Annotated in this window: 18 protein-coding genes; 6 read left to right on the forward strand and 12 right to left on the reverse strand. The window is 35.5% G+C overall.

Annotated features, from left to right (window positions below):
* Window positions 1–77 precede the first annotated feature (77 nt).
* Window positions 78–1092, forward strand: a protein-coding gene (locus tag WKH12_RS00005; protein WP_434732009.1) for an IS630 family transposase whose coding sequence is annotated in 2 segments (ribosomal slippage) — window positions 78–542 and window positions 544–1092 — 1014 coding nt in all. Because the reading frame shifts where the segments join, the coding sequence is not laid out codon by codon here.
* 414 nt (window positions 1093–1506) lie between these two features.
* On the opposite strand, the gene ltrA is transcribed toward WKH12_RS00005, so the two are convergent.
* The 4 genes from ltrA to WKH12_RS00025 all read right to left on the reverse strand — a co-directional run bounded on the left by ltrA (window position 1507) and on the right by WKH12_RS00025 (window position 5160).
* A complete protein-coding gene (ltrA, locus tag WKH12_RS00010; protein WP_434732173.1) occupies window positions 1507–2850 on the reverse strand; it encodes a group II intron reverse transcriptase/maturase in 1344 nt (447 codons plus the stop codon).
* A gap of 437 nt (window positions 2851–3287) precedes the next feature.
* Window positions 3288–3695 (reverse strand): Asp-tRNA(Asn)/Glu-tRNA(Gln) amidotransferase subunit GatC, encoded by a 408-nt coding sequence (locus WKH12_RS00015; protein WP_434732314.1) that lies wholly within the window; start codon window positions 3693–3695, stop codon window positions 3288–3290.
* Window positions 3685–4611, reverse strand: coding sequence for a ribose-phosphate diphosphokinase (locus WKH12_RS00020; RefSeq protein WP_253309402.1), 927 nt, complete (start codon window positions 4609–4611; stop codon window positions 3685–3687). Before WKH12_RS00020 ends, WKH12_RS00015 begins: the two co-directional genes overlap by 11 nt.
* A gap of 351 nt (window positions 4612–4962) precedes the next feature.
* Window positions 4963–5160 (reverse strand): hypothetical protein, encoded by a 198-nt coding sequence (locus WKH12_RS00025; RefSeq protein ID WP_434732315.1) that lies wholly within the window; start codon window positions 5158–5160, stop codon window positions 4963–4965.
* Between the two features lie 180 nt (window positions 5161–5340).
* Here WKH12_RS00025 and sdhA point away from each other — a divergent pair, with 180 nt between their 5' ends.
* A complete protein-coding gene (gene sdhA / locus WKH12_RS00030; protein WP_434732316.1) occupies window positions 5341–7146 on the forward strand; it encodes a succinate dehydrogenase flavoprotein subunit in 1806 nt (601 codons plus the stop codon).
* Here sdhA and WKH12_RS00035 read toward each other — a convergent pair whose 3' ends face one another.
* The 6 genes from WKH12_RS00035 to WKH12_RS00060 form a co-directional block, all read right to left on the reverse strand.
* Window positions 7147–9006: an ankyrin repeat domain-containing protein gene (locus WKH12_RS00035; protein WP_434732317.1), complete on the reverse strand. Its 1860-nt coding sequence runs from the start codon at window positions 9004–9006 to the stop codon at window positions 7147–7149.
* A gap of 170 nt (window positions 9007–9176) precedes the next feature.
* Complete coding sequence (locus WKH12_RS00040; RefSeq protein WP_434732318.1) at window positions 9177–9395, reverse strand: hypothetical protein; 219 nt, start codon at window positions 9393–9395, stop codon at window positions 9177–9179.
* 313 nt (window positions 9396–9708) lie between these two features.
* Window positions 9709–12255, reverse strand: coding sequence for an ankyrin repeat domain-containing protein (locus WKH12_RS00045; protein ID WP_434732319.1), 2547 nt, complete (start codon window positions 12253–12255; stop codon window positions 9709–9711).
* Window positions 12256–12699: 444 nt separating this feature from the next.
* Window positions 12700–13308 carry a guanylate kinase gene (gene gmk, locus WKH12_RS00050; RefSeq protein WP_253308926.1) on the reverse strand — a complete coding sequence of 203 codons (609 nt, stop codon included), beginning with the start codon at window positions 13306–13308 and terminating at the stop codon, window positions 12700–12702.
* Complete coding sequence (locus tag WKH12_RS00055) at window positions 13292–15097, reverse strand: pentapeptide repeat-containing protein (protein ID WP_264736380.1); 1806 nt, start codon at window positions 15095–15097, stop codon at window positions 13292–13294. Before WKH12_RS00055 ends, gmk begins: the two co-directional genes overlap by 17 nt.
* The gene (locus WKH12_RS00060) at window positions 15090–16298 is read right to left on the reverse strand and encodes an ankyrin repeat domain-containing protein (protein ID WP_434732320.1); all 1209 of its coding nucleotides are present in this window, start codon (window positions 16296–16298) and stop codon (window positions 15090–15092) included. The genes WKH12_RS00055 and WKH12_RS00060 overlap by 8 nt, the downstream gene beginning before the upstream one ends.
* A gap of 314 nt (window positions 16299–16612) precedes the next feature.
* Here WKH12_RS00060 and WKH12_RS00065 point away from each other — a divergent pair, with 314 nt between their 5' ends.
* The 3 genes from WKH12_RS00065 to WKH12_RS00075 all read left to right on the forward strand — a co-directional run bounded on the left by WKH12_RS00065 (window position 16613) and on the right by WKH12_RS00075 (window position 18089).
* Window positions 16613–17272: a JAB domain-containing protein gene (locus WKH12_RS00065; protein ID WP_434732321.1), complete on the forward strand. Its 660-nt coding sequence runs from the start codon at window positions 16613–16615 to the stop codon at window positions 17270–17272.
* A gap of 102 nt (window positions 17273–17374) precedes the next feature.
* The gene (locus tag WKH12_RS00070) at window positions 17375–17704 is read left to right on the forward strand and encodes a helix-turn-helix domain-containing protein (RefSeq protein ID WP_006012370.1); all 330 of its coding nucleotides are present in this window, start codon (window positions 17375–17377) and stop codon (window positions 17702–17704) included.
* Window positions 17705–17726: 22 nt separating this feature from the next.
* Entirely contained in the window at window positions 17727–18089 is a 363-nt protein-coding gene (locus WKH12_RS00075) for a helix-turn-helix domain-containing protein (protein ID WP_264736091.1), read from the forward strand.
* A 180-nt stretch (window positions 18090–18269) separates the two neighbouring features.
* On the opposite strand, the gene WKH12_RS00080 is transcribed toward WKH12_RS00075, so the two are convergent.
* Entirely contained in the window at window positions 18270–19316 is a 1047-nt protein-coding gene (locus tag WKH12_RS00080; RefSeq protein WP_434732322.1) for a hypothetical protein, read from the reverse strand.
* Between the two features lie 80 nt (window positions 19317–19396).
* On the opposite strand from WKH12_RS00080, the gene WKH12_RS00085 reads away from it, so the two are divergent.
* Window positions 19397–20411, forward strand: a protein-coding gene (locus WKH12_RS00085; protein ID WP_434732323.1) for an IS630 family transposase whose coding sequence is annotated in 2 segments (ribosomal slippage) — window positions 19397–19861 and window positions 19863–20411 — 1014 coding nt in all. Because the reading frame shifts where the segments join, the coding sequence is not laid out codon by codon here.
* On the opposite strand, the gene WKH12_RS00090 is transcribed toward WKH12_RS00085, so the two are convergent.
* Complete coding sequence (locus tag WKH12_RS00090; RefSeq protein WP_434732324.1) at window positions 20406–22961, reverse strand: glycoside hydrolase/phage tail family protein; 2556 nt, start codon at window positions 22959–22961, stop codon at window positions 20406–20408. The genes WKH12_RS00085 and WKH12_RS00090 overlap by 6 nt on opposite strands.
* Window positions 22962–23243 lie beyond the last annotated feature (282 nt).

The raw sequence follows: 23243 nt of genomic DNA on the forward strand, positions 1-23243 counted from the left end.
ATACCAATTCCTAAAAATAAATAGAGGAATAAAGAAAAATTTCTAAAATAGAATAATTTAAGAATTAGTGGGGAGTTATGGCAGGAAAAAGTAAAGCAATAGGAGAAGAATTATATAATAAGTGTAACCTGGAATTAAAGAAGCACGGCATAAGAGGAGAGATAGGAAGAAGATTACAGGCAATAATATCTGCAAAAGAATATGGAATAACAAAAGTTGCTCAAATATACCGAATTACTAGAACTACATTGATGAAGTGGATTACAAGATTTAAGGAAGGAGGAGTCAATGCGTTTAAAATACAACCAGGACGTGGAGTAAAGCCGAAGTTGAGCTACAAGCAGCAAGAAGAAATTAAAAATGTCATAGCAGAAGAAGGAGCCAACCTAACGGCTAAGAAATTAAAAATCATAATTGAGAAAATGTTTTCTATTGAGGTAAGTAAGTCTACAGCACATAGACTGATGCAAAAGTTAGGTTTTTCGTATATTACTCCAAGGCCTGTGCACAATAAACAGGATAAAAATAAACAAGAAGAGTTTAAAAAAAAATCTTAATGAAACTATTGTCACGTATCCCGAAAAAGAGCTATTTTTCTTCGATGAGTCGCGGTTTGGCACACATTCAAAGATTGGACACGGGTGGTTTAAAAAAGGCATTAGGACACAGGTTAAGGTAAAATTAGGTAGGCAAAACTTTTATCTCTATAGTGCAGTTAATCCTAGAAATCGAGAGAGTTCTAGCTTATTCGTACCAAACGTCAATACTGATTGTATGAATATATTCCTTGAGCAGATGTCACAATATTTAGGAACAAGGGAGGCATTTCTTGTTGTGGATTGTGCAGGATGGCATAGATCCAAAGGTTTAAAAATACCACAAAATATTACCTTAATCTATTTACCTCCATATTCACCAGAGTTAAATCCAGTAGAGCGTTTATGGCAATATTTGAAAGACAATCTCATTAAAAATAGAATATATGACTCTGTTAGTTTATTGGAGGATACTGTATGTGCATTCATTCGTAATATTACGGAAAGTTCGATCAAAACCATTTGTTCTGTGAGTTATTTGCCTACTTATTTATGAGATTTGGTATTACCCCTCCATATTATTTAAAGCAATATCTGATAATAAAGAAAATCATGTGGCAAGTAAACTATAGCTAAAGTGACTTAGGTTTACCTACAATTTCAAAAACAACAAATTCGTTATTCCGCTACTTGTTAGCGCCGCGGCGGTATGACGTAGGGAAACCTTCTTGGGTTAGCTATACCTGTTTTGCCACTCTGCTGAACGGATACTTTGAAAGTAGATCTATTATAGAATTGATATGAGCCTTATTTTACTCTAATCGTTTATAACCTGTAGGGTCGAGAACTGGCGCGCCTACTTTAGGGTTTGGTGGCTGATCCATTGTTTTCACAATAGGCCTCAATCCAAATTCCCATGTTAACGTTTCCAGCTCCCGCCTCGTCAAACGCAGCATGCGGTTTTCCCGCACTACGCTTTCCTAGCAGATTCTTTACCAAAGTTTATCACATATTGTACTGGTGATGCTTTCGGTTTGTAATACCTTATTCTGTAGTCTGAATATAGACCCAGCGTTTTGTATATCCATTCGCTACTCCACTTCTTCCACCCAAACCCTTTCTTTGCTTTCCTGGCTCGCATTAAGTTGCGTCTTACCTTCTTTTCCACCCAATGTTTTACGTAATTGAACTTTCGACCAGAGTTCCCTATCCTAAAGTAGTTTACCCACCCTCTCAATATCGGATTGATGTCATGTATCACTCTTTTTATCGGTTGCGATTTATAGCGCCGAAATATTTCCTTCAACTTGCGTAGCAGGTTTGTTCGTGCTTTCATCTGCGGTGTTTTCCTGACATTCCATTTTCCTTGTCTTGTGATATTCTCTTGAAAATCAAACCCTAGGAAGCTAAATGTTTCTCCTTTCTTTAGGTTGATGACTTTTGTCTTTTCTTCATTTACGCTCACTTCTAGTTTTGCTAATTCTTCTTCCAACCTTCTGTATACTGCTCTTTCTAGCCATTCCCGTTTCGGGTGTTCACTAATCAGTATCACTAAATCGTCTGCCCATCTGGCATATTCCATACGTTGGTACTTTCCTTCTTTGGTCACCTCTTTTGCTTTCTCCAACATTTTATCTACCTCATTTAGGTATATATTGCTTAGTAGTGGCGAAAGTGGTGATCCTTGTGCTATTCCTCGTTTTCCTCCTGTTTTGAGGATTAGCTTAATCATGCGCATGATTTCTTTGTCATTTATTCTTTTGGCAATCTTTTCCATCAGAATATGATGTCGCACATTGTCGAAGTAGGATTTCAGATCTACGTCAATTACTTTTGTATTGCCTTTGATTGCTGCTTCCGTTACTTTTTGTACTGCTTCATGCGCATTACGCTTAGGTCTATACCCGTATGATCCTTTTTGGAAGTCTGATTCGAATATCGGTTCAAGTATTAGCTTCAGTGCTGTTTGCACTATTCTATCCCGGATGCAGGGTATGTTCAACTTTCTGAATTTTCCTCCAGATTTTGGTATTTCCTTCCTCCGGTTCCTATTTGGGCTATAGGTCTTGGTTATTAGTTCGTGTCTTATTTGTTGAAGATACTTTTCTAAGCCTTCTGCCTCTATCGATTCGAATGTCATCCCATCTATTCCTGGTGCCCCATTACTCTTCTTTGTTAGCTTATATGCTTCCTCCAGTGTCTCCATCTTACAGACGTGAACATAGATTCCCCAGAATCGCCATTCCGGTTCTGCTTTCGCTTTGATATATATCTTTCTTCTCAGGTCTTGTAATTTTATTGGCATTTTTATCATTTTTACCTTTACCTTCCTTTTGTTAAAAGATTTCTACTAGCAGGGTGCCTTTGCTCCATGAGCGTTACCTCACTTCTTCACTACTACGCACCCATCTGCCACCCTCTCATCTTCAGTTCACTTCCTGTTTTCCAGTTATAGAACCTACCTCTCCAAGGTATTTCTCCTTGGGATGAGGAGGGCTTCTCCAGTTGCTTTGTATGTCCTCATTGCCATGCCGTTACTAACACCCCGCTGAAGTAGACCTATCGTTTCATTCGTTTTTCGTCTGGTCTATTCTGTCTTCGCCAGTACCAAGATGGCTCGACCTTCAGAATATTCCTTTCGAGGCAATCTGTGTATTCGCTTTCGCTACGGCCTGGTAATTCGCCATTATCCTACGATAATGTTGTCGGTAGGCTTCAACATTTTGGTTTCCCTCCATGCTGCTACCCAAGCTACAGGATTCCGACTTTTATCCTGGTAGGTCTATCTCCTACTGAACAATACTTGCCTTCTCTGGACGCACTTGGCACTACGAAATACCCATGCTCAGGTTTTGTATTGGACAATATCTCTTCTTTAATGTTTTGAGAATTTATAACATCATCGCGTACATGAATGTCCTTGTCTATACTGCCATAACGCATAGGAGAAACACCTTCAGTATTAACTTGTAATAAAGTATCATGTATCCAATCCAGCATTGTCAGTTCTTTGGAGTAGTGATCAATCTCGTCATTTGATAACTTAATCCTTACAAGCTGTGCAATTTTAAGCATTTCTTCCTTGGTAATTGTTATTTTTCTCTTATTTGCAAATTCTATTAGTGAAGTAATAACGTCTTCTGTTGACTTAGCTGGCATCTTTACCTCCTTGGATGAAGTGAGTTAAAATATCTACGACCGAAACAACTTCTATTTTACCAGTTTTTTCAAGTTTGTGAAGTATAGTATCCGTAATCACTAATTTATCTAAAGAAGAGGAAGAAATTTTTTCAACTGCACTTCCTGAAAGCACGCCATGTGTGATGCATGAAATTACGGACTTTGCTCCGCAATTTTTTAAAGCAAGGGCTGCATTACACAATGTTCCACCAGAGTCAACTATATCATCAACAATGACACAATTTTTATTCGCAACTTCTCCTATTATGTTCATTACTTGAGATGTGCCTGCTTTCTCCCTATATTTATCTACTACAATAATCTTATCACTTAACCCTATCTTGTACTTTTCCTCTAAAGTCTTTGCAAAAGCACGTGCTCTGCCAATTGCACCAACATCAGGTGCAACAATTGCCAAATTTTCCGTGTGTATACAGTCAACAAATGCTTCAAAGCAGTTCAAATTAGTTATCGGTACATCAAAGAATCCTTCAATTTGACTTGAGTGCAAATCAATCACTGCAACACTACTTGCACCTGCAGTTTGAATAAGATTTGCAACTAATTTGGCATTTAAAGCAGATTGCATATCATTGTTCTTGATAATTCTATCTTGTCTGCTATATCCATAATAAGGAATAATTACTACTATCCTTTTGGCTCCTAATCTATTTACTGCATCAATTATAAGCAGAAGCTCCATGAGGTTATCATTCACAGGGGGAGAAAGAGATTGTACTATGTATACTTCTTGATTATATAGATCATTTGCTACTTCTACATTTACCTCGCCATCGGTAAACTTTGATATCCAAGCAGAGGATGGTTGAACATCTAGCCGGTTAACTACTGATTCCCCTAATTCTTTACTAGCATTACCTATTATTATCTTCATAATATACCAATTGAGCTTGTAAGATTATACAGAAATTATGAAATAATTGAAATGTAAGTTTCTTTATCTAGCATTCTTGTCGGCAAATTAGGTACCTCTTGTACAATGACCTGTCATTTTCACGCATTGTTTCAATATACAGACCCAAATTGAAACAACTATACAAAATCCTGCTTATGTTTCAAGATAAATGACTTTAATGAAATATAATTTACCTTACCACTTCGTTTTGATTCTCCAGTTCAACATAGGATAAATTACTCATACATTCTCCTAGTATTTCCTCCTTTTTATCATTATCTAGTCCACTGCTAAACCCCTGACACTTTTTCTCAAGAGCTAAGCGTGTAGCTATCTTACTGTTTCAGACGATAATTCCGGCAACTCATTACGAATCTTTTCCTGCTCTTCCTCAGAGAAATTGCCAAGGTTTTCCCTGGCCATTTCAGAAAATTTTTGAGTAATCGTTTCTTTTATCATTCCACCAACTTCCTGTTCATTTAGTGTAATAACTACCGATGGATGCAAGCCAGATAAAGACTCAACCATTTTATTGTATGTTCCACCTGAAGTAAGTAAAATAGCGAGGTTTAAATGGCATTAAGATCAAAATTATTGGATGAAAAAGTGGTTCACTAATAATGAGAATTGGTATTAGCTATAGAAAACTTGTATAGATTTTTTCTACTTCTGTGATATCATAAGCCTGTAATGATAAAATAAGCAAATATGGATAAGTCAGCGTATGAGATCATAGAACATGAGTATGATGTGGTAGTAGTGGGTGCAGGTGGAGCAGGGCTCAGAGCAACGCTTGGGATGGCTGCAACTAATTTTTCAGTTGCCTGCACTTCTAAAATTTTCCCTACACGAAGTCATACAGTTGCAGCACAAGGCGGAATTAGTGCAGCTTTAGGTAATATTGGTGAAGACGATTGGCGCTGGCATGCATATGACACAATAAAAGGTTCAGACTGGCTTGGTGATCAAGATGCAATAGAATATATGTGTAAAAACGCTGCTAAAGCTGTTATTGAACTTGAAAATTTTGGCGTACCTTTTTCTCGTACAGAAGATGGCAAAATATACCAGCGCTCTTTTGGTGGAATGACAACTCACTTTGGTAAAGGAAAATCAGCGCAGCGCACTTGTGCGGCAGCAGACAAGACTGGGCACGCAATCCTTCACACTCTATATCAGCAGTGTCTTAAATTCAACGCTGAATTTTTTGTTGAATACTTTGTGATTGATTTAATTATGGATAGCGAAACCGGAGCATGTTGCGGAGTTCTTGCTTGGTCGCTATGCGACGGCACATTACATAAATTTCGTGCGCATAAAGTGGTGCTAGCAACAGGTGGATATGGACGTGTTTATTTCTCTGCAACAAGTGCGCATACCTGCACAGGTGATGGTAATGGCATGGTGGTGAGAGCTGGGTTACCACTTGAAGATATGGAATTTGTACAATTTCATCCAACAGGAATATATGGCTCAGGGTGCTTGATGACAGAAGGGTGCCGTGGAGAAGGGGGGTACCTCGTTAATTCTCAGGGCGAAAAGTTTATGGAACGTTACGCACCAAAAGCAAAAGATTTAGCTTCCCGTGATGTGGTAAGTCGTGCAATAACAATTGAAATTAGAGAGGGAAGGGGAGTTGGACCGAAAAAAGATCACATGTATTTAACTATAGCGCATCTTGATCCGGAAGTAATAAAACTCAGATTGCCGGGCATCAGCGAAACCGCAAGAACTTTTGCTGGAGTTGATGTCACTAAAGATCCAATACCGGTCATTCCGACTGTTCACTATAACATGGGTGGCATTCCAACCAATTATCATGGAGAAGTGATCACGCTGAAGCAAGGTAAGGAAGAAGTGGTAGATGGACTATTTGCAATTGGAGAAGCTGCATGTGTCTCTGTGCACGGTGCAAATCGACTTGGTTCTAACTCACTTCTTGATCTTGTGGTTTTTGGTAGAGCTGCAGCGCTCAGAGCAAAAGAGAAACTAAAATCCGGTACACCACATAAAAAATTGAGCTCAGATTGTACAGATTGGATAATAGATAGGTTTAATAAAATGCGATTTGCTTCTGGGAAGCTCAAAGTAGCAAAAATACGCAGCGAAATGCAGAACACTATGCAAAAGTACGCATCAGTGTTCCGTGTTGCTGAAGTTTTAGAAGAAGGTAAAAAAGCTATAAAAAAGGTAGCAAAAATGATGCCTGATGTTTCACTTGAGGATCGCAGTATGATATGGAACAGTGATTTAGTTGAAGCACTGGAGCTTGCTAACATGATCCCACAAGCGGTTATTACCATGGAATGCGCAGCCAATCGAGAGGAGAGTAGAGGTGCTCATGCTCGTGAAGATTTTCCTGAGCGTGATGATAAAAACTGGATGAAACACACCATAGCGTGGCTTGAAGAAAAGAAAGGTCAAATTAACGTAAAAATTGATTATAAAAAAGTGGCTGAAAAAACTCTGAGCGATGAAATTGACTTCATCGCTCCGGAAAAGAGGGTATACTAGTTATATTGTTAACCCATCTGCGGGAGATTTTGTTGATGTATCTTTCATTTCACTTTTTGGATTTCTTGCACGCTTTGTCTGTCGGTCATTGTCAGTAGAGTTCTTTGTTTTATTAGTTAGTTTTTCAAAACATTTCTTAACACCACTAAACCCTAAAGTGAGAGCAAGACATGTAGCTATAGCAATAGCTGCGAGGAATAAAGCGGCAAGGGCCCCAATGTAACCCTGAGAGACACCATATGCTACAGCTGAAATGAAAATAACCGTTGTTATGGATATTAATGTTTGACGGGTTCTCTTTGCTGGATCTATGTACTTTCCAGCAGCAGATACTGCTTTTCCTGTAGTAGATGCTGTTTTTTCTATAAAAGAACCTGCTTTTTCAATGCCAGACTGACATTTTTTTGAAGCAGTTTTACAGTGGTATTTTTCCTCGAGTTTCTCCTTTAGCTCTCTAACCTTTTTTTGTGCTTCTTGTGTAATTCTTGGATATTCTTTTAAATTAAGTAAAGTTAGATAATACTTTTTAGTATCAAATGTTTGACCTTCCAACTCTAGAGAACAGGGATCAGCGCCCATTTCTAGCAGCATTGCACAAAACTTTGTTGTATTGCTACAACTAACTGTTGAATCAAAAATTGTTCCTTGCTTTAGATATTCAATTTTTTCTTTCCTTGCTTTTGTTTTTAGCACCGCTTGTAGAGGCGTGTCTTCTTTCTGGTTGGTAGCATCTACAGCTTCTCTCAATTTATCTTGAGATATCACTTCTTTTTCTACTAAATTCAAAATTAACTCCAAATATGCAACTTTTTGCTCTCCTTTAAGTAAAGCAACATGATGTAAAGCATTGTTACCATCTGTGTCTTTAAGGCTAATATCCGCCCCTTTTTCCAATAGTTCTTTAAAAAGTTTTTTATCATTATTTTTAATTACTGAATGTAATAGATAATTGTTGTTACTATCTGGAGTATTTATAGTATATGGTATAATTTCTTTGATTTTTGTTTCTGTATTGGTTTTTATTTCTGGCTTTAATTTAGATTTCTTTCCTTGCTCTGCTAATTTTTCTAAGAAGTTAAGATAATATATTTTTTGTTTTTCGCTTAACTCCTGTAATTCTTCTTTAGACAACTGCAAATCATCAATATTTGCTCCTAATTTGAGCAATTGTATAGCAGATACTATTGTATTGTCGTAGTGTGGTATAAGTTTTTTAAAAGGTGTTAAAGTTTTTCTAGGTGTAGTCTCAAAACTATGTTTTTCTTTTGTTACTTTACTAAGTAACAATGCTTGCAGTGGTGTTTGACCGTTGCCATTTTTATCGTTTACAGCTTTTTCAAGTTGTGCTTTAAGTTGCTCTTTTCCTTCCTTCTTACTCACATCTAGTACTGTATTTAAAAAATCAAACTTTTGTTTTTTCTCTAATTGTGTAACTATTAGGTGTAAAATATTATTTTCCTTTTTATCTTTTACACTGCTAATATCCGTGCAACCTTTCAGATATTCTCTAAATTTCCCTTGATCTCCATTTTTGATTACTTTGAATATTGGCTGCTCCTTATCAGTATATTGAACACTGCTGTTCATTATTCCGTTCTCTACTTCTTGGTCTTCATTTGCTGTGTGGAAAATTGGTATACCCGAAATGTGGTCTTTCTCGTCAGCATGATCATCTTCAGCTTCGCTACTGTTGCCGCTTTCAATTCCACTGTCTTCACTTTTACCCGTTATCCCGTTCTCTACTTCTTGATCTTCACTTATTGTGTTAGCACTACTGATTGAATGCTTCTTACTAGCGTCATGATTATCTTCAGCTTCGCCACTGTTGCCGCTTTCGGTTTCACTGTCTTTACTCTCCATACTCCCTCTACGACTTTGAGCAATGTTATCAGGATTGCTGCTCTGGCTAATAATTCCTGAAATTACTTGTTCTATTTCCTTTTTTTTGCTTGGTCTAGTTTATTTGATTGTTTTATTTCTTCATTCAACGCTGGAAGAAAGTGTTGGATATAATACTCATAATATTCTTTTTATTTTTCCGGTAATTCTCCTAATTTGGTCAATACTTCGGTTAATACCTTAGGAGTAGCCCCTTTCTTGAACAATCTCTTGCATTCTCTGAGAGTACTGTCTTTTCCAACTTCTGGGTGTAGGTGTTTGTGCTTTCCTTTTGTTACTTTTTTCGTTATAATGCTCAATAATTCATTGTTGTGTACTAACTCACTAGATGTAGAATTTTCTTTTGTCATACCAAAGCCTCACTAAAAACTAACTATTTGTGTATCTTTGTAGTTGTAAGTGTCAACAATTTGAGGTTGAGAACTAACAACTAAAAAGCTAGATTTAAATTTTAAAATGTTGTATATGTAATTGAAATACAGGCAGAAGAGCGTTTCTGCTAGTATCATAGTTAAACCTCACTTCAACGATTATCTACTATTTTAAATGTTTAGTTTTAAGAAAGGATAAATATTGGTATATAGCTAAAGTGAACAGGTGCAAAATGTGCTATACCGCGGCGCTAACGAGTAGCGGAATGACGGCATATCAAATTGTAGCTAGCTATAGAACGTTCCCTACTAGCTTATTCATGAATTGACGTAGTATTGATACATCGCTCATTTTAGTAGCTGGATTTTCTGTATATTCTGATTGACTTGATGATTTTTGTACCTCTTGCTCTTCTAAATCGTTGGACTTATTTTCTATATCCTTAACAGAGTTATTGCATTGTGTATCATTTTTTGGTGCGTTATCTTGAAGTGTAAGTTGCTTTTCTTCAGTAAACTTTCCTTTAATTTTTCCAAATCCTTCATAAATATTTTCTAAATTCAAGTAAATAAGATAACAAACTCCAATAACTGCTATAATAGATGAGGCAGTTGCAATTGTAATACTTCCTTGAGAAGCGCTGAATATTACCGCACAGGCTAAAGCAGTAAATACAAGCGTTGTCACTACTTTACAAACAACATTATTGACATACTTCACAATATCGCGTGCTTTTAACTTCTTGCCAAAATTGCACTTCAGTTCAGTTCTCATATCATCTGGAATAAGCGCTCTACCCATTGATTTCTCTATTCCTTTTATAATTTTATAATACTCTTTGCTCCATAATCTTTCGGGTAGTATTAACTGCTTTGGGTCAACACCATTTTGCACTAATTTTACACAGAACTTGATCGTGTTATCACGGCTCTTAGGATTGACCAAATTATGTTTATCTTTTGTCGTCTTAGTAATTAGCGCTACTTGTAGTGGTGTGCGTTCTTTTTCGTTAGTGGCGTTTGCAGCTTTACTAAATTTCTCTTTTTCCACCGAATTTAAAATCAACTCTAAACATGTAACTTTTTGTTCTCCTTTGAATGAAGCAATATAGTGCAGAGCATTTTTTTCATCTTTATCTTGCACAGTAATATCTGCACCATTTTGTAAAAATAACTCTAAGGCTTTATATCTATTTGTTTTTTCAAATTTTCTATCTGTACATGATCGATCCTCATTCTTTTCTTTTATATGCTGAAGCAACTGATGAAGAGGTGTTTGTTCTTCCTTGTTAGTAGTATTTACAGCATTACTAAATCTATCTTTATCTGAAATCAACTTCAAACATGTAACTTTTTGTTCTCCTTTGAATGAAGCAATATAGTGCAGAGCATTTTTTTCATCTTTATCTTGCACAGTAATATCTGCACCATTTTGTAGAAATAACTCTAAGGCTTGATACCTGCCAGTATCCTTAAATTCTTTTTTTACTACATTTTTTATTTTATCTTTCAATGAAGATTCTTTACTCTTTTCTTGTATGCACTGGAGTACCTGGTGGAGCGGTGTTTGCCCTTCTTTTTTATCATTTACAGCTTTTATAAATTGTTCTTTTTGGCTTGCTTCTAGCAATATATGGAGAAGTTCAAGTTTTTGTTTTGTTTCAGGTTTAACAATCAAGTGTAAAGCATTATTATCATCTGTGTCTTTAAGGCTAATATCTGCCCCTTTTTGCAATAGTTCTTTAAAAAGTTCTTTATCATTATTTTTAATTGCTAAATGTAATTGATAATTATCATTACTATCTGGAGTATTTATGGTACGTGGTATAATTTCTTTAATTTTTGCTTCTGTATTGATTTTTATTTCTGGCTTTAATTTAGATTTCTTTCCTTGCTCTGCTAATTTTTCTAAGAAATTACGATAGTATGTCTTTTGCTCTTCTTTTAAGCCTTGTAATTCTTTTGTAGATAATCCTAAATTATCAGAGCTGGCTCCATGCTCTAACAATTTTGTAAGAAACTTAAGTGTGTTATCATTATTTTGGATCGTATGAGACTCATGTTTTTCTTTTGTTATCTTGTTAATTAGTGCCACCTGAAGAGCGTCCTGATTTTCACTATTAATGAGTTGTGCTAAATCTTCCTTGGTGACCGTTTTTATTAGGATACCCAGAAACTTGCATTTCTGTTTCTTTTCGAGCGATGCAATAAGGTGTAAAATATTATTTCCTTTTTCATCTTTTATGCTGCTAATATCCGTACAATCTTTTAGATATTCTCTAAATTTCCTGTTATTTCCATTTTTGATCGCTTTTAGTAATTGAACATTATTATTCGTTATTCCGTTGCTTATTTCTACTTCATGATCATCTTCAACATCTCTACCGTAGCCACTCTCTGTTTCACTGTCCCTACGATCATTTTGGTTGTGGGTAAAACAATATTTGCTATTACAAGTAATTTCTGAAATTGCTTGCTTTACTCGCTCTTTTGTTTCATTTGGTGTTTTTTTCGATCGTTCTATCACTTCATCTAGCACTGGAAGGAAGCATTGGACATAATACCTATAATATTTTTCTTGTTCTCTAAGTGATTCTTCTAATTTAGTTAATACTTCAGAGCTAGCACCTTCCTCAAATAACCTTTCGCACTTCTTGAGGGTTCCATCTTGACCTCTTGGTTTTTCACGCTTGTGTTCTTCTTTTTTTACCTTTCTCTCTATAGTGCAGTGCAATTGCTCGTCTTTTCTATCCTGCTCTCGCTTTTGCTTTTTATTTTTATCTATGCATTCACCTAATTTATCTGCATTAGTAGTTAGTGCGCTTAGATCTATACCCATACTAAAACCCCAATATTAAAAGCTATTTAAGTTGTCAGCACTAAACTAACAACCAAGAAGTTTGACTTTTAAATTGAGCTAAACGTTGTGTATGTGATCAAAATATAGGTGGAAAGGCAGAAAACTAGTTTCTATTAGAAAATCTGTTATCATAGTCAAATCCTCACTTGAACAGTTGTCTACTATTTTAACCATTTAATCTTAAAAAATAATAAATATAGCTAAAGTGAGTAACTGCGAAACGTGCTACTGGCTAAAATATAGCTAAACTGACTTACGACAATTTGAAAAACCGTCATTCCGCTACTCGTTAGCGCCGCGGCGGTATGACGGTCCGCTACGTGTTAGCGGAATCTATGCTGAGATACCGCGAATGAATCGCGGTATGACGGTTCGCGGCGGTATAGCTATAGGATAAGAAACTATAGCTGCAGATCGATGCTTTTATAAATCTTCCAGACTTGGTTTTTCTTTTAGTTTTTTAAGTCTTTCTTTATTTAGTATGGAGCTTATCTCTTCTACACTTTTATCAATATCATCATTGATTATTACATAATCATATTTATCACGTTTGCTTATCTCTTTTTGAGCTTCGGCTAATCTGCGCTCTATTTCGTCCGCACTGTTGCTATTACGCTTTTGCAGGCGTAACCTCAGCTCTTCCATTGAAGGGGGAAGTATAAAAACACTTACAACTTTTTTTCTCATGAGCTTGAATAAGTGAAATGCCCCTTGCCAGTCTATGCTTAGTAAAACGCTTATTCCACTGCTTAAGTTTTGCTCTATAAAATCTCTTGGTATACCATAAAAATTCTCAAAAACTTTGGCGTATTCAAGCATCTGACCAGCTTCGCATAACTCGTGAAATTTTTCTTCGGTAACGAAAAAATAGTCTTTTCCATTTATTTCGCCAGAGCGAGGCTTGCGCGTAGTCGTAGAAACAGACCTAACTAAATTAGTTGATCGCTCAAGTAATTTTTCTGATATAGTAGTTTTTCCAGCTCCAGAAGGAGAGGATAGAACCAATAATATGCCCTCACTTTTTATGGTCATTTTTCTTTGCATTTTTTAATATGGCGCTTTTTGGATCAGAGTTTAAAAAGCTAGAACCTTCTAAATTAGAATTTGATAAGTTGGTGCCAATGAGAGAAGAGTTATCAAAGACAGTATAGCGCAAATCGGTTTTTTCAAGATTTGCCTTATTCAAATTAACGTTTACAAACTTTGCTCTACTCAATGTTGAATTAGAAAAATCAGCATTTTCTAAATTCATATTCTTAAATTCAAAGTAAGAATAATTTACATTAAATTTTTCACCCTGTGATATTTTCTCTTGCAAATCTCCAATTGAAGTTATAGCATTTTCTAACCCTGCAAGTTTTTTCTGCCCTTGATTGTCAATCAAAATTGAATTATCAAACTTGCAATCTGTTAAATGAGCATCAGCAACTGAACTTTTATATATGCTTGAAGAGTGAAAAGACATATCACTAATTGTTGAATTGCTCAAATTGCTAAGAAAAAAGCTAGTTTTCCTAAAGGCATTAGCGTGAAGCAAAGAAGATCTGAAATCGCTTTCAATAAAATTTGAATTAGTTACTTTTAAATTGGACCAGCTCGAATTATCAGCTAATAAATTAAAGAATGTTGAATTTTCTATTTCACTGGAATCAATATTATGGTGAAAAAGTGTACTGTTATAAACTTGAGAGTCTTGGATTTTTATCTTATACATTGAAGTTGTAGAAAGGTCTGAATCTTCTATCTTCGCAGAGGTGAATAGTGAATGGTCAAAAAATGAGCCATTCATGTCAGAATTCGCAACTTTAGTATTATGAAACTTTCCGTGACGAATGTCAGCATTAGAGACATTAACTTGATGCAGTTCACTAAAACTAAAATCAATATTGGATAAATCAGCATCCTGAAGACTTGCTCCAAAAACATATACATGTTTTATCTTGGAACCATTTAGTATAGATTGAACAAAACTTGAATTATCGTCATTCACATAGGAAATTTGTGTGTTGCTTAAATTAGCTTCGTCGAAGTTACTGTTAATTATGATAGAAGAATTAAGGCAGGCATCGGAAAGATTGCTACCTGTAAAGTCTGATTCTTTTAACTCTGCACCATATATGTTAGCATTTTTTAATGAAGAAAATTGTATCTTTAATTTATATGCATCCACTCCAAAGAAACTTGCATTATCAAGGTTATTTTTCTGCATAACAGTATCGTTTATTTCACTATCATTAAAATTTACGTAGCTAACATTCGAGTTTGATAAATTGGAGAGATTCATTTGCACATTCGAGAAATTAGTATGCAAACCAATTACGTTGTGCATACTTACTTTTTTGAGATCGGAACTGATAAAATCAGCATAACTAACATGAGACTGATCAAATACGATATCTGTTAAGTTTGCAGAAACAAATTTTGTAAAACTCAAATTTGTACCTTTTATTTTAATGCCACGTAAATTAGCATTGGAGAAATTAGCACCACGTAAATCAACATCAATGAAAGACACGTCGGATAAATCGGTGTTAGAAAAATCAGCACCAATCAGACTTACTCCATCAAAAACAGATCCACTTAGGTACAATTGGCTAAAATTAGCTCCATTTAAGTTAGAGCCAAAACCTTTCTTAAAATCTTCTGGCACGCCCTCTTTGTGGCACTGCACCAAAAATTCAGCAAAGTCTTTTTTACTGTAAGATACGTATTTTGCATCATGTAGAGCGTTTAAAAAATCACTAATCTGATTTTTTTCATCATTTGTTTCGTTTCCATAACATAAATGACCAACTAAAATTAATATCAAAAATCTAATCATCTTGCTTATCGCACTGCGACTCATTGTTTTCTTTCGTTTTCACAGCCCAATCGTAAATTGCTGAGCTTTCTTTATTGTCTATTTTTCTATCCTCCAAAAGGTGTGGCATCATTTCGGCAATCGCATTTATTATATTGATCTGCTTTTTTTCGATTGCTATATCAATTGGGGATTGAAAATTATTATTAACTACTCTAAGATCAGCGCCTTGTAATAAGAGAAAGCGCACTATGTCTACCTCACCTTGTTTAACTGAATAAATGAGAGGAGTATCACCCAATTTATTTCTAAACCTTAGTATCTCTTGAGTTGTTAATCCAATTTTTTCTAGCTTACTCATTATTCCTCTTAAGCAAGGTAAGTTATTTTTCTTAATACAGTAAAAAAATTGCTTACTGTAATCATCAATAAATACAGTTGTAGGAAGATGCTCATTAAGGCTATCATATTGTCGTTTATATATTGACTTGCTTTGTATATCTTTATGACCCCATTCTTTTATTGGTTCTCTGTTTAGCTTTGTCCATTTTTGTAAATTTTTCTTTTCACTTTGCTCTTCTTCATCTTTTTTAGTTATAGGTTTTACTCTATTGCGGTCCTTAGAATTATTGTTTGTTTCTTTCACTTTTTTTTCTTCAAACTGATTCTCTACTTTTTCTTTTTTTCCCTCTAATAATTGACTCGCATCACTTTTTGAAAGTTCATTATCTTTTATATCAATCTTCTGATCAGCTTGTAGATTTTTTTGCGGGTCAGTTGTATTCTCATTTAAATCAGCACTTAAAGGCAAAGGCTCTGGTTTCAAATCTTTATTCACTTCTTTATTGGCCACATTTGGTAAATTTCGAGCAAATTCGCCTGTACTTTCTTCTAGCTGGCCATTTGGCAAATCTTTATCAATCCTTTCACCTTCACTTATAGTTTTTTCAACCACAGAAGCTTTATTCTCGTTGTGTTGCAGCTTCTCTTTATCGGTTACTCTTTTGCTCTCAGCCTCTTGTGTTTGTTTAGCATCGACGTTGCTTTTCAACTCATCTTTTTGATTTGTGCTATCTTGCTTCCTTACACCTACATTTTCGTTTTTATGAACTGATTCAATTTTCTTTTCTTCAAATTGCTCTACAGCAAATAGGCTCAGTGATCCAAATACAACAACTAATAATACAAAGTATAAAATACTCTTCATAAATATTCCAAGCATAAGCTTAATTAAGATGATACTATAATCAAATGATTAATCTACAGTAAAAAATGCCTTAGGATTTAATTTATAAAAAAACAATAGATTTTTTGTATCTGTTCAGGGGCATCGCAAATATTGAAGCAAAGTGGTCAGTGCTTACTGTACGAACATTGTGATTTGAGAGCAATCTCCGCTAGGGAGGATGTCATCCCAGTGCTCAAGCAACAAGGACAACATTGCAAATTTAGAGTTCAAAAGGGTTATTCCTCGAGAACTACTGCGTCAGAAAGCTGGCGCTGAATTTGTATATAATGTTGATCTTGGAGGTTTTTATGAATAATAGTGAGAGAAAAGAGAAGTTAGAAACTCGCATTCTATCAAGTAGAGGCAGGTCTTTACTTGACCATGAGCTACTGGAACGTACTCTATCTGAATATGCAGAAGGAAGAGAAGTGGCAAAAAGGCTAATTGAGCTCTTTAGTAGTTTAGGAAGGGTAATTAATGCTGATTTTCATGAGCTAAAAAACGTTACAGGAATGAATGATGGAGCAATAGCAAATATCTTTTGTCTGAAAGAGATTTTTGATAGGATACTGAAAGGTAAGTTAAAAAAATTGTCAATTCTTGATAATAGAGAAGAGCTACTAAAATACTTTAAAGCAGCAATAGGGCAGTCACGAAAGGAAAGCTTACGAGTGGTATACTTAGATCGAAGTGGTTATTTAATATATGAGTATATTCAAGACTGTGGAACTATAGACAGAGTACCTCTGTATGTGAGGGAAATAATAAAACAGGGATTACTGATTGATGCAGCATCTGTTGCAATTTCACATAATCATCCAAGTGGAGATATAGAACCATCAAAAGAGGATGAGGATAACACACTTACATTAGCTGCAACCTGCGAAAATGTAGGAATGAAATTGATAGACCATATAATCGTAACACAGAAGAGCCACTTTAGTTTTTATGATAGTGGTTTATTGTAATCTGTAGACCGGAAGGAAAGTTCTCCAACTTTCCTTCTTTTTTTCACTTCATAAATTAAAAAATTCAATATAAGCTTGAACAGCTAAAATTAGTAATAAAAAGTGGAATTAGGCAAAAAAATAAAGGAACTTAGGTTATACTGTGGCTTGACACAAACTGAATTAGGAAAAAGAATAGGTGTTTCATATAGACAGATACAAAGGTACGAAAATGGTTCAAATTGCATTTTAGCCAGTAGACTGTATGACTTAGCAAAAGCCCTATCGATTAATGTTGCTGATTTTTTTACTGATATGCACGCCGACTCACATGAAAGTTACGATGAAGAAATACTAAAACTAGTCAAAGGATATAACGAAATTAAGAGCAAAAGGTTACGTAGTGTAGTTTATATATTGGTAAAATCTTTTTCTCAAAGTGATAATACATAGCTAATATTACCTGATATGTAAAATGACCATACAACATCCTATCGATAAGCAAATAGCTGAAAGAATAAGAAAAAGAAGGCTAATATGTGGTTTTAGCCAAAGGGACTTAGGAAAAAAGCTTGGAATTTCATTTCAGCATATACAAGGATATGAAACTGGAGAGGTAAGGCTTGTAGTTGATAGATTGTATAATTTGGCAGAAGCTTTGTACGTTGATATGTCATATTTTTTTACCAAAGCCTCTGAAGACTTGCATGATAAGGCCTTTCACAGCGATGTAGGCAGCGAAGAAATATCAAGATTAGTAAGAGAATATAGAAAAATTAAAGATGAAACATTGCGTGATATTGTGCATTTAGTGATAAAGGCTATTGCTAACAAATAGTACAAATTTTAAAGTTCAGGTATTTTTTATAATATAAAACACTTCTACAAGCAATACTAATTAAAGTAAATTATTTATGGTAAATTGGATTAAGTTTTAAAAACCACTTTACTTTGTAATAGTTAACCATTTATTTCTGATATACAAGTAGCTATGTGAAACATAGCCACTTGTCTCCAATCAAGAACGTCCTACGGATGTCGTTTTGTTGTCTTTTAATTTATTCACCCAAGAAAAGGTCTCACTACTTTTAGAATTTTGGTCGCCCCACCTTCCACATCTAGTAAAACTGCCTTTTTCTACTGCTTCTTTAACAGACATTCCACCAAATAAACAACCCTTTCCTACGATTTCTCCTATTTCTTGCAACTCGTTCCACATTTCTTCATCTTCTACCTCAACTTGTACTTGATGATAGTCTTCTGTGTCATGATATACCATTAAATTTAGCTCTCCTAGGCTAGTGCAAAGTGTTACTGTAAAAGCGCTGTTATCGGATATATCTACGTAATTTCTTTTACCGTCTTTCCCGGTTTTGACCTCAACTTCACCATCACCTATTTTTATGATACTACCGCCAAGGTTTAAGTCTCCTTTACTTAAGCCCAAATTTTTTGCACCTTCTACAACTTTGGCAACATCAACTATGCAGCTATGTGAAAATTCAATATAGAAGGTCTTATTATCGATTTCTACATCTTCAACAGTTCCTTCTATAGTAGCGTCTTCTCCAACTTCCCTAAGTTTCTTGAGCCTACTATATATTTGTGGCTCAATTTCTTTTTGCACTTTTTGATACATTTCAGCTATTTTCTTATCAACTTGTACATTAAAATCTGCTCCATGTAAGGCTAACTTTCTGATTATATCTTCTTGTTTATTTTCTTTGAATTCATCACGATACATCTTAAACATTGTAACTTTAGCGAAGCCAAAGCCATCTTCATTGGCAGCATTTATTCTTATTCCTAAGTCCAAAGCTTCATCGATAACTTTACTTAACTCGTTTATATTTTTAGCTGCAATAGCTTTTTCCAGGAATTCATTTAGTTTCATATTTTCATATTCACTTAGTCTTATCCTGCATAAAGCTGATCGAAATGGATTGAGCTCCTCAGGATATGTTAAGACAGGTAATTTACTAATCTTTTTATTTGCTGTTGGAGCAGCTTTTACAAAATTAGGTAATAACCCTTCTTTTGCTATTTGCTCTACTGCTTTTAACATTTTATACCAATTCCTAAAAATAAATAGAGGAATAAAGAAAAATTTCTAAAATAGAATAATTTAAGAATTAGTGGGGAGTTATGGCAGGAAAAAGTAAAGCAATAGGAGAAGAATTATATAATAAGTGTAACCTGGAATTAAAGAAGCACGGCATAAGAGGAGAGATAGGAAGAAGATTACAGGCAATAATATCTGCAAAAGAATATGGAATAACAAAAGTTGCTCAAATATACCGAATTACTAGAACTACATTGATGAAGTGGATTACAAGATTTAAGGAAGGAGGAGTCAATGCGTTTAAAATACAACCAGGACGTGGAGTAAAGCCGAAGTTGAGCTACAAGCAGCAAGAAGAAATTAAAAATGTCATAGCAGAAGAAGGAGCCAACCTAACGGCTAAGAAATTAAAAATCATAATTGAGAAAATGTTTTCTATTGAGGTAAGTAAGTCTACAGCACATAGACTGATGCAAAAGTTAGGTTTTTCGTATATTACTCCAAGGCCTGTGCACAATAAACAGGATAAAAATAAACAAGAAGAGTTTAAAAAAAAATCTTAATGAAACTATTGTCACGTATCCCGAAAAAGAGCTATTTTTCTTCGATGAGTCGCGGTTTGGCACACATTCAAAGATTGGACACGGGTGGTTTAAAAAAGGCATTAGGACACAGGTTAAGGTAAAATTAGGTAGGCAAAACTTTTATCTCTATAGTGCAGTTAATCCTAGAAATGGAGAGAGTTCTAGCTTATTCGTACCAAACGTCAATACTGATTGTATGAATATATTCCTTGAGCAGATGTCACAATATTTAGGAACAAGGGAGGCATTTCTTGTTGTGGATTGTGCAGGATGGCATAGATCCAAAGGTTTAAAAATACCACAAAATATTACCTTAATCTATTTACCTCCATATTCACCAGAGTTAAATCCAGTAGAGCGTTTATGGCAATATTTGAAAGACAATCTCATTAAAAATAGAATATATGACTCTGTTAGTTTATTGGAGGATACTGTATGTGCATTCATTCGTGATATTACGGAAAGTTCGATCAAAACCATTTGTTCTGTGAGTTATTTGCCTACTTATTTATGAGATTTGGTATAAAATCGTTATGACATCACTTGGCGCAAGCCATGCATATTTTATCGGTAGCTTGAAATTGTATATATTTCTCTCTTGCCACGAAGAATAAAGTAAAACTTCAGCGATATTTTGTGCCTCTCCCTCCTCCATAATGAGCGGTATTTCAACTGTTGCAGCAGTGCCTTGCTTTGGCAACTCAGCATATTTAACATCAATTGGATAGCCAAAATTGCGATTAAAATAAACGACGTTAACTTTATTGTTTAAATCCAGTTGACTAATATTAACAAGTTTTGAATTGTTACTGAAAACCGTTTCACCAATTGGCATTACAGTTGTAACTCCCCTGCCCTTTTGGACAAATTTCAGTTTAGAGCCCTGTTCAACCACATCAAAAAAATAGCAACTTTGCAGCATTTTAATAATTGAACGTACGGGTTGCTGGTCATTTATTACATATCCAGACAATAACCCTTTGACGTTGCTTGTATCGAACTGATTGCTTTTTAAACCTGTTTTTTGTAACAGATCCAATAAAACATCGGAAATATTAAGCTGTGAAAGCTTTCCCTGAATCCAATGTCCTGTCTGCCAGTTATGGCAGTCAGCCCACACATCACACAAATTGGGAAAGTAAGGAAATGGCCTTGCATCCCATGCCCAGAGAAACATTTTTTCTACCATTTCTGAGCTTTGCCACTTCTTTAGCGTTCCTTCAATTGCAATTTTTTGTGAAAGAAAGCTCACCTCTCCGTTTGAATATCGTGGATATTTGCTCTCTATGCTGCCTTTGTCAACAAACACATTTGGCTCATTAGTGCAGCCGTTCATACTGGGAAATCCATATTCAGTAAACCATATTTTTTTCATTTTTGGTTGCCATTTTGTTTTACTACCACCGGGGTTTATGTGAGTTTCACTCCACCATTTCTCTATATTTTTCCACGCATACCTGCTGTCGTTATACTTTACTTTTTCAGGCTCACTTTTTGAGTAATCATAGAAATAATCATACCCCACTCCACTGCTCCAACCACCCATTACATCTTCCGCAGAATAGCCAAAAGGAGGCTCTGGACCATCAGTCAGTGGAAAATAAGCATCTATGCCAACAACGTCGATGTACTGTGAAGACCACAGTTCATCCATATTATACCAACCATCATATGAGTGGTATTTGCTCCAATCCGCAGCGTAAGTTACTGTTACTTCTTTTCCAAGATCAAGTTTTATCTGCTTTGCAAGCTTAACTAGCTCTGCCACTGCAGGGTAATTACCTTTTTCATCTCTGATTTTGGTAAGTTCAACAAATTCAGAACCAATGATAAACCCTTCCACTTTAGTTTGTTTGGCAATGCTTGCATAATGCTCTATAAATTTGTTGTACTGATTCTTAAAAAAATCACTTATATCTTGAGGAGCCCCGCTCAATCTTCCTCGCCACTCTTTGTTCTTTGTATCAAGTAAGGGCATCGGATAGAGCATCACCTTGTAGCCTCTGCTGTGTAGCTCTTCTATATATCTTATTAGCGCTGAATCACTAACTGTGCCACCATATCTTGGGTTTCCATTATCATCTTTTGAAATTAGCTGAGCATCATCTCTGGTACTACTTCCTACTTGCCAATCATCAGGTAATATTGCGGAATCATCTTGAAATTCAACTGCAGGGTATATTTTACAATCTTTAATGTTCAGATCATTCACAAACCAATTGACTACTACCGATACCCACTCAACATTTGGTAAATCTCCCTTTAATTGATCCAAAAAAAGCACTGCATCGCTCTTTTTAGTGTGGTTGTTATGATTTACCCTTTGTGCTAGCCCATATGGGATATATTGGTTGCTGCTTATTCTCTCTTGCGCGATTTTCTTCTGTATTTTTGTATCATATACAAACTCTCCTGAGCCTGGTATTATATTGATATTCTGAATATTTTCTACTACTGAAAATCCGCTAGGCTTTAATATAGTCTGCACTTCAAATGTGAATACCGGAACGCGGTTATTATAGTCTGCTAAAGGAAAATTCTTGATGACTATGTAAGATATTCCCCTATAAGCCGGCACACCTTCGATTGACGACATAAATGGATCAGGATTTTGGTCTTCTGTACCGCGGTAAAAAGTATAATCTATTTCATCAAAGCTAAGTGATGTTGTATCTGCCCAGATTCTGTTTAATTTTTCTACTTTCCCCTTGCAGATCGCAATTGCAAGCGTTGCATAGTAATTATACTCAACATTCATACCTCTTCCAATTTTGCTTTTGGTGGTTATCGCCTCTTCTTTTATTGGCTGTGACCAAATAATGTTCCCTGCAATGCGAGCAGTGCCATAGATAATTGGTATCGTCCTTCCATAGGTTGAGGTTTGAACTTGCAGATTTTTTAGTCTCGCACCATGCGTTACTTTCTGCTCAGCATCAAGGCTAAACATCGCACCATCAAGCTGCGCACCAAGAAGAGCACCGAGTTCTGAGCCGATAATCTGGCCAATTGGACCAAAAATGCTGCCTGCTTGACCAAAAATTGATGATAAAATTATTGTGGACATGATAATCCTTCTTTTTGTTTCTATAGTTAATGTAGGCTCTACGTCATACCGCCGCGGATAGATCCCGCTAACAAGCAGCGGGATGACGAGCTTATCGTTATGCCGCCGCGAACCGTCATACCGCGATTCATTCGCGGTATCTCGGCATAGATTCCGCTAACTAGTAGCGGAATGACGAATTTGTCGTTTTACAGCCACTTGGATGACAATTTGCCACTAAATAGTAGGAAATTCAATAGCTTACAATGAATAGTTGAAGTTTTTAATTAAGAAAAACACACG

The sequence above is a fragment of the Wolbachia endosymbiont of Zygogramma bicolorata genome, from assembly GCF_051130665.1.
Classification (GTDB): domain Bacteria; phylum Pseudomonadota; class Alphaproteobacteria; order Rickettsiales; family Anaplasmataceae; genus Wolbachia.

Bases quoted from the DNA above. Each gene is read 5' to 3' on its own strand.
- WKH12_RS00060 (WP_434732320.1), bottom strand. From the start codon at position 16,298: ATGCTTGGAATATTTATGAAGAGTATTTTATACTTTGTATTATTAGTT.
- WKH12_RS00025 (WP_434732315.1), bottom strand. From the start codon at position 5,160: ATGGTTGAGTCTTTATCTGGCTTGCATCCATCGGTAGTTATTACACTA.
- WKH12_RS00020 (WP_253309402.1), bottom strand. From the start codon at position 4,611: ATGAAGATAATAATAGGTAATGCTAGTAAAGAATTAGGGGAATCAGTA.
- sdhA (WP_434732316.1), top strand. From the start codon at position 5,341: ATGGATAAGTCAGCGTATGAGATCATAGAACATGAGTATGATGTGGTA.
- WKH12_RS00055 (WP_264736380.1), bottom strand. From the start codon at position 15,097: ATGATTAGATTTTTGATATTAATTTTAGTTGGTCATTTATGTTATGGA.
- gmk (WP_253308926.1), bottom strand. From the start codon at position 13,308: ATGACCATAAAAAGTGAGGGCATATTATTGGTTCTATCCTCTCCTTCT.
- ltrA (WP_434732173.1), bottom strand. From the start codon at position 2,850: ATGATAAAAATGCCAATAAAATTACAAGACCTGAGAAGAAAGATATAT.
- WKH12_RS00065 (WP_434732321.1), top strand. From the start codon at position 16,613: ATGAATAATAGTGAGAGAAAAGAGAAGTTAGAAACTCGCATTCTATCA.
- WKH12_RS00015 (WP_434732314.1), bottom strand. From the start codon at position 3,695: ATGCCAGCTAAGTCAACAGAAGACGTTATTACTTCACTAATAGAATTT.
- WKH12_RS00075 (WP_264736091.1), top strand. From the start codon at position 17,727: ATGACCATACAACATCCTATCGATAAGCAAATAGCTGAAAGAATAAGA.
- WKH12_RS00035 (WP_434732317.1), bottom strand. From the start codon at position 9,006: ATGGAGAGTAAAGACAGTGAAACCGAAAGCGGCAACAGTGGCGAAGCT.
- WKH12_RS00090 (WP_434732324.1), bottom strand. From the start codon at position 22,961: ATGTCCACAATAATTTTATCATCAATTTTTGGTCAAGCAGGCAGCATT.
- WKH12_RS00040 (WP_434732318.1), bottom strand. From the start codon at position 9,395: ATGACAAAAGAAAATTCTACATCTAGTGAGTTAGTACACAACAATGAA.
- WKH12_RS00045 (WP_434732319.1), bottom strand. From the start codon at position 12,255: ATGGGTATAGATCTAAGCGCACTAACTACTAATGCAGATAAATTAGGT.
- WKH12_RS00080 (WP_434732322.1), bottom strand. From the start codon at position 19,316: ATGTTAAAAGCAGTAGAGCAAATAGCAAAAGAAGGGTTATTACCTAAT.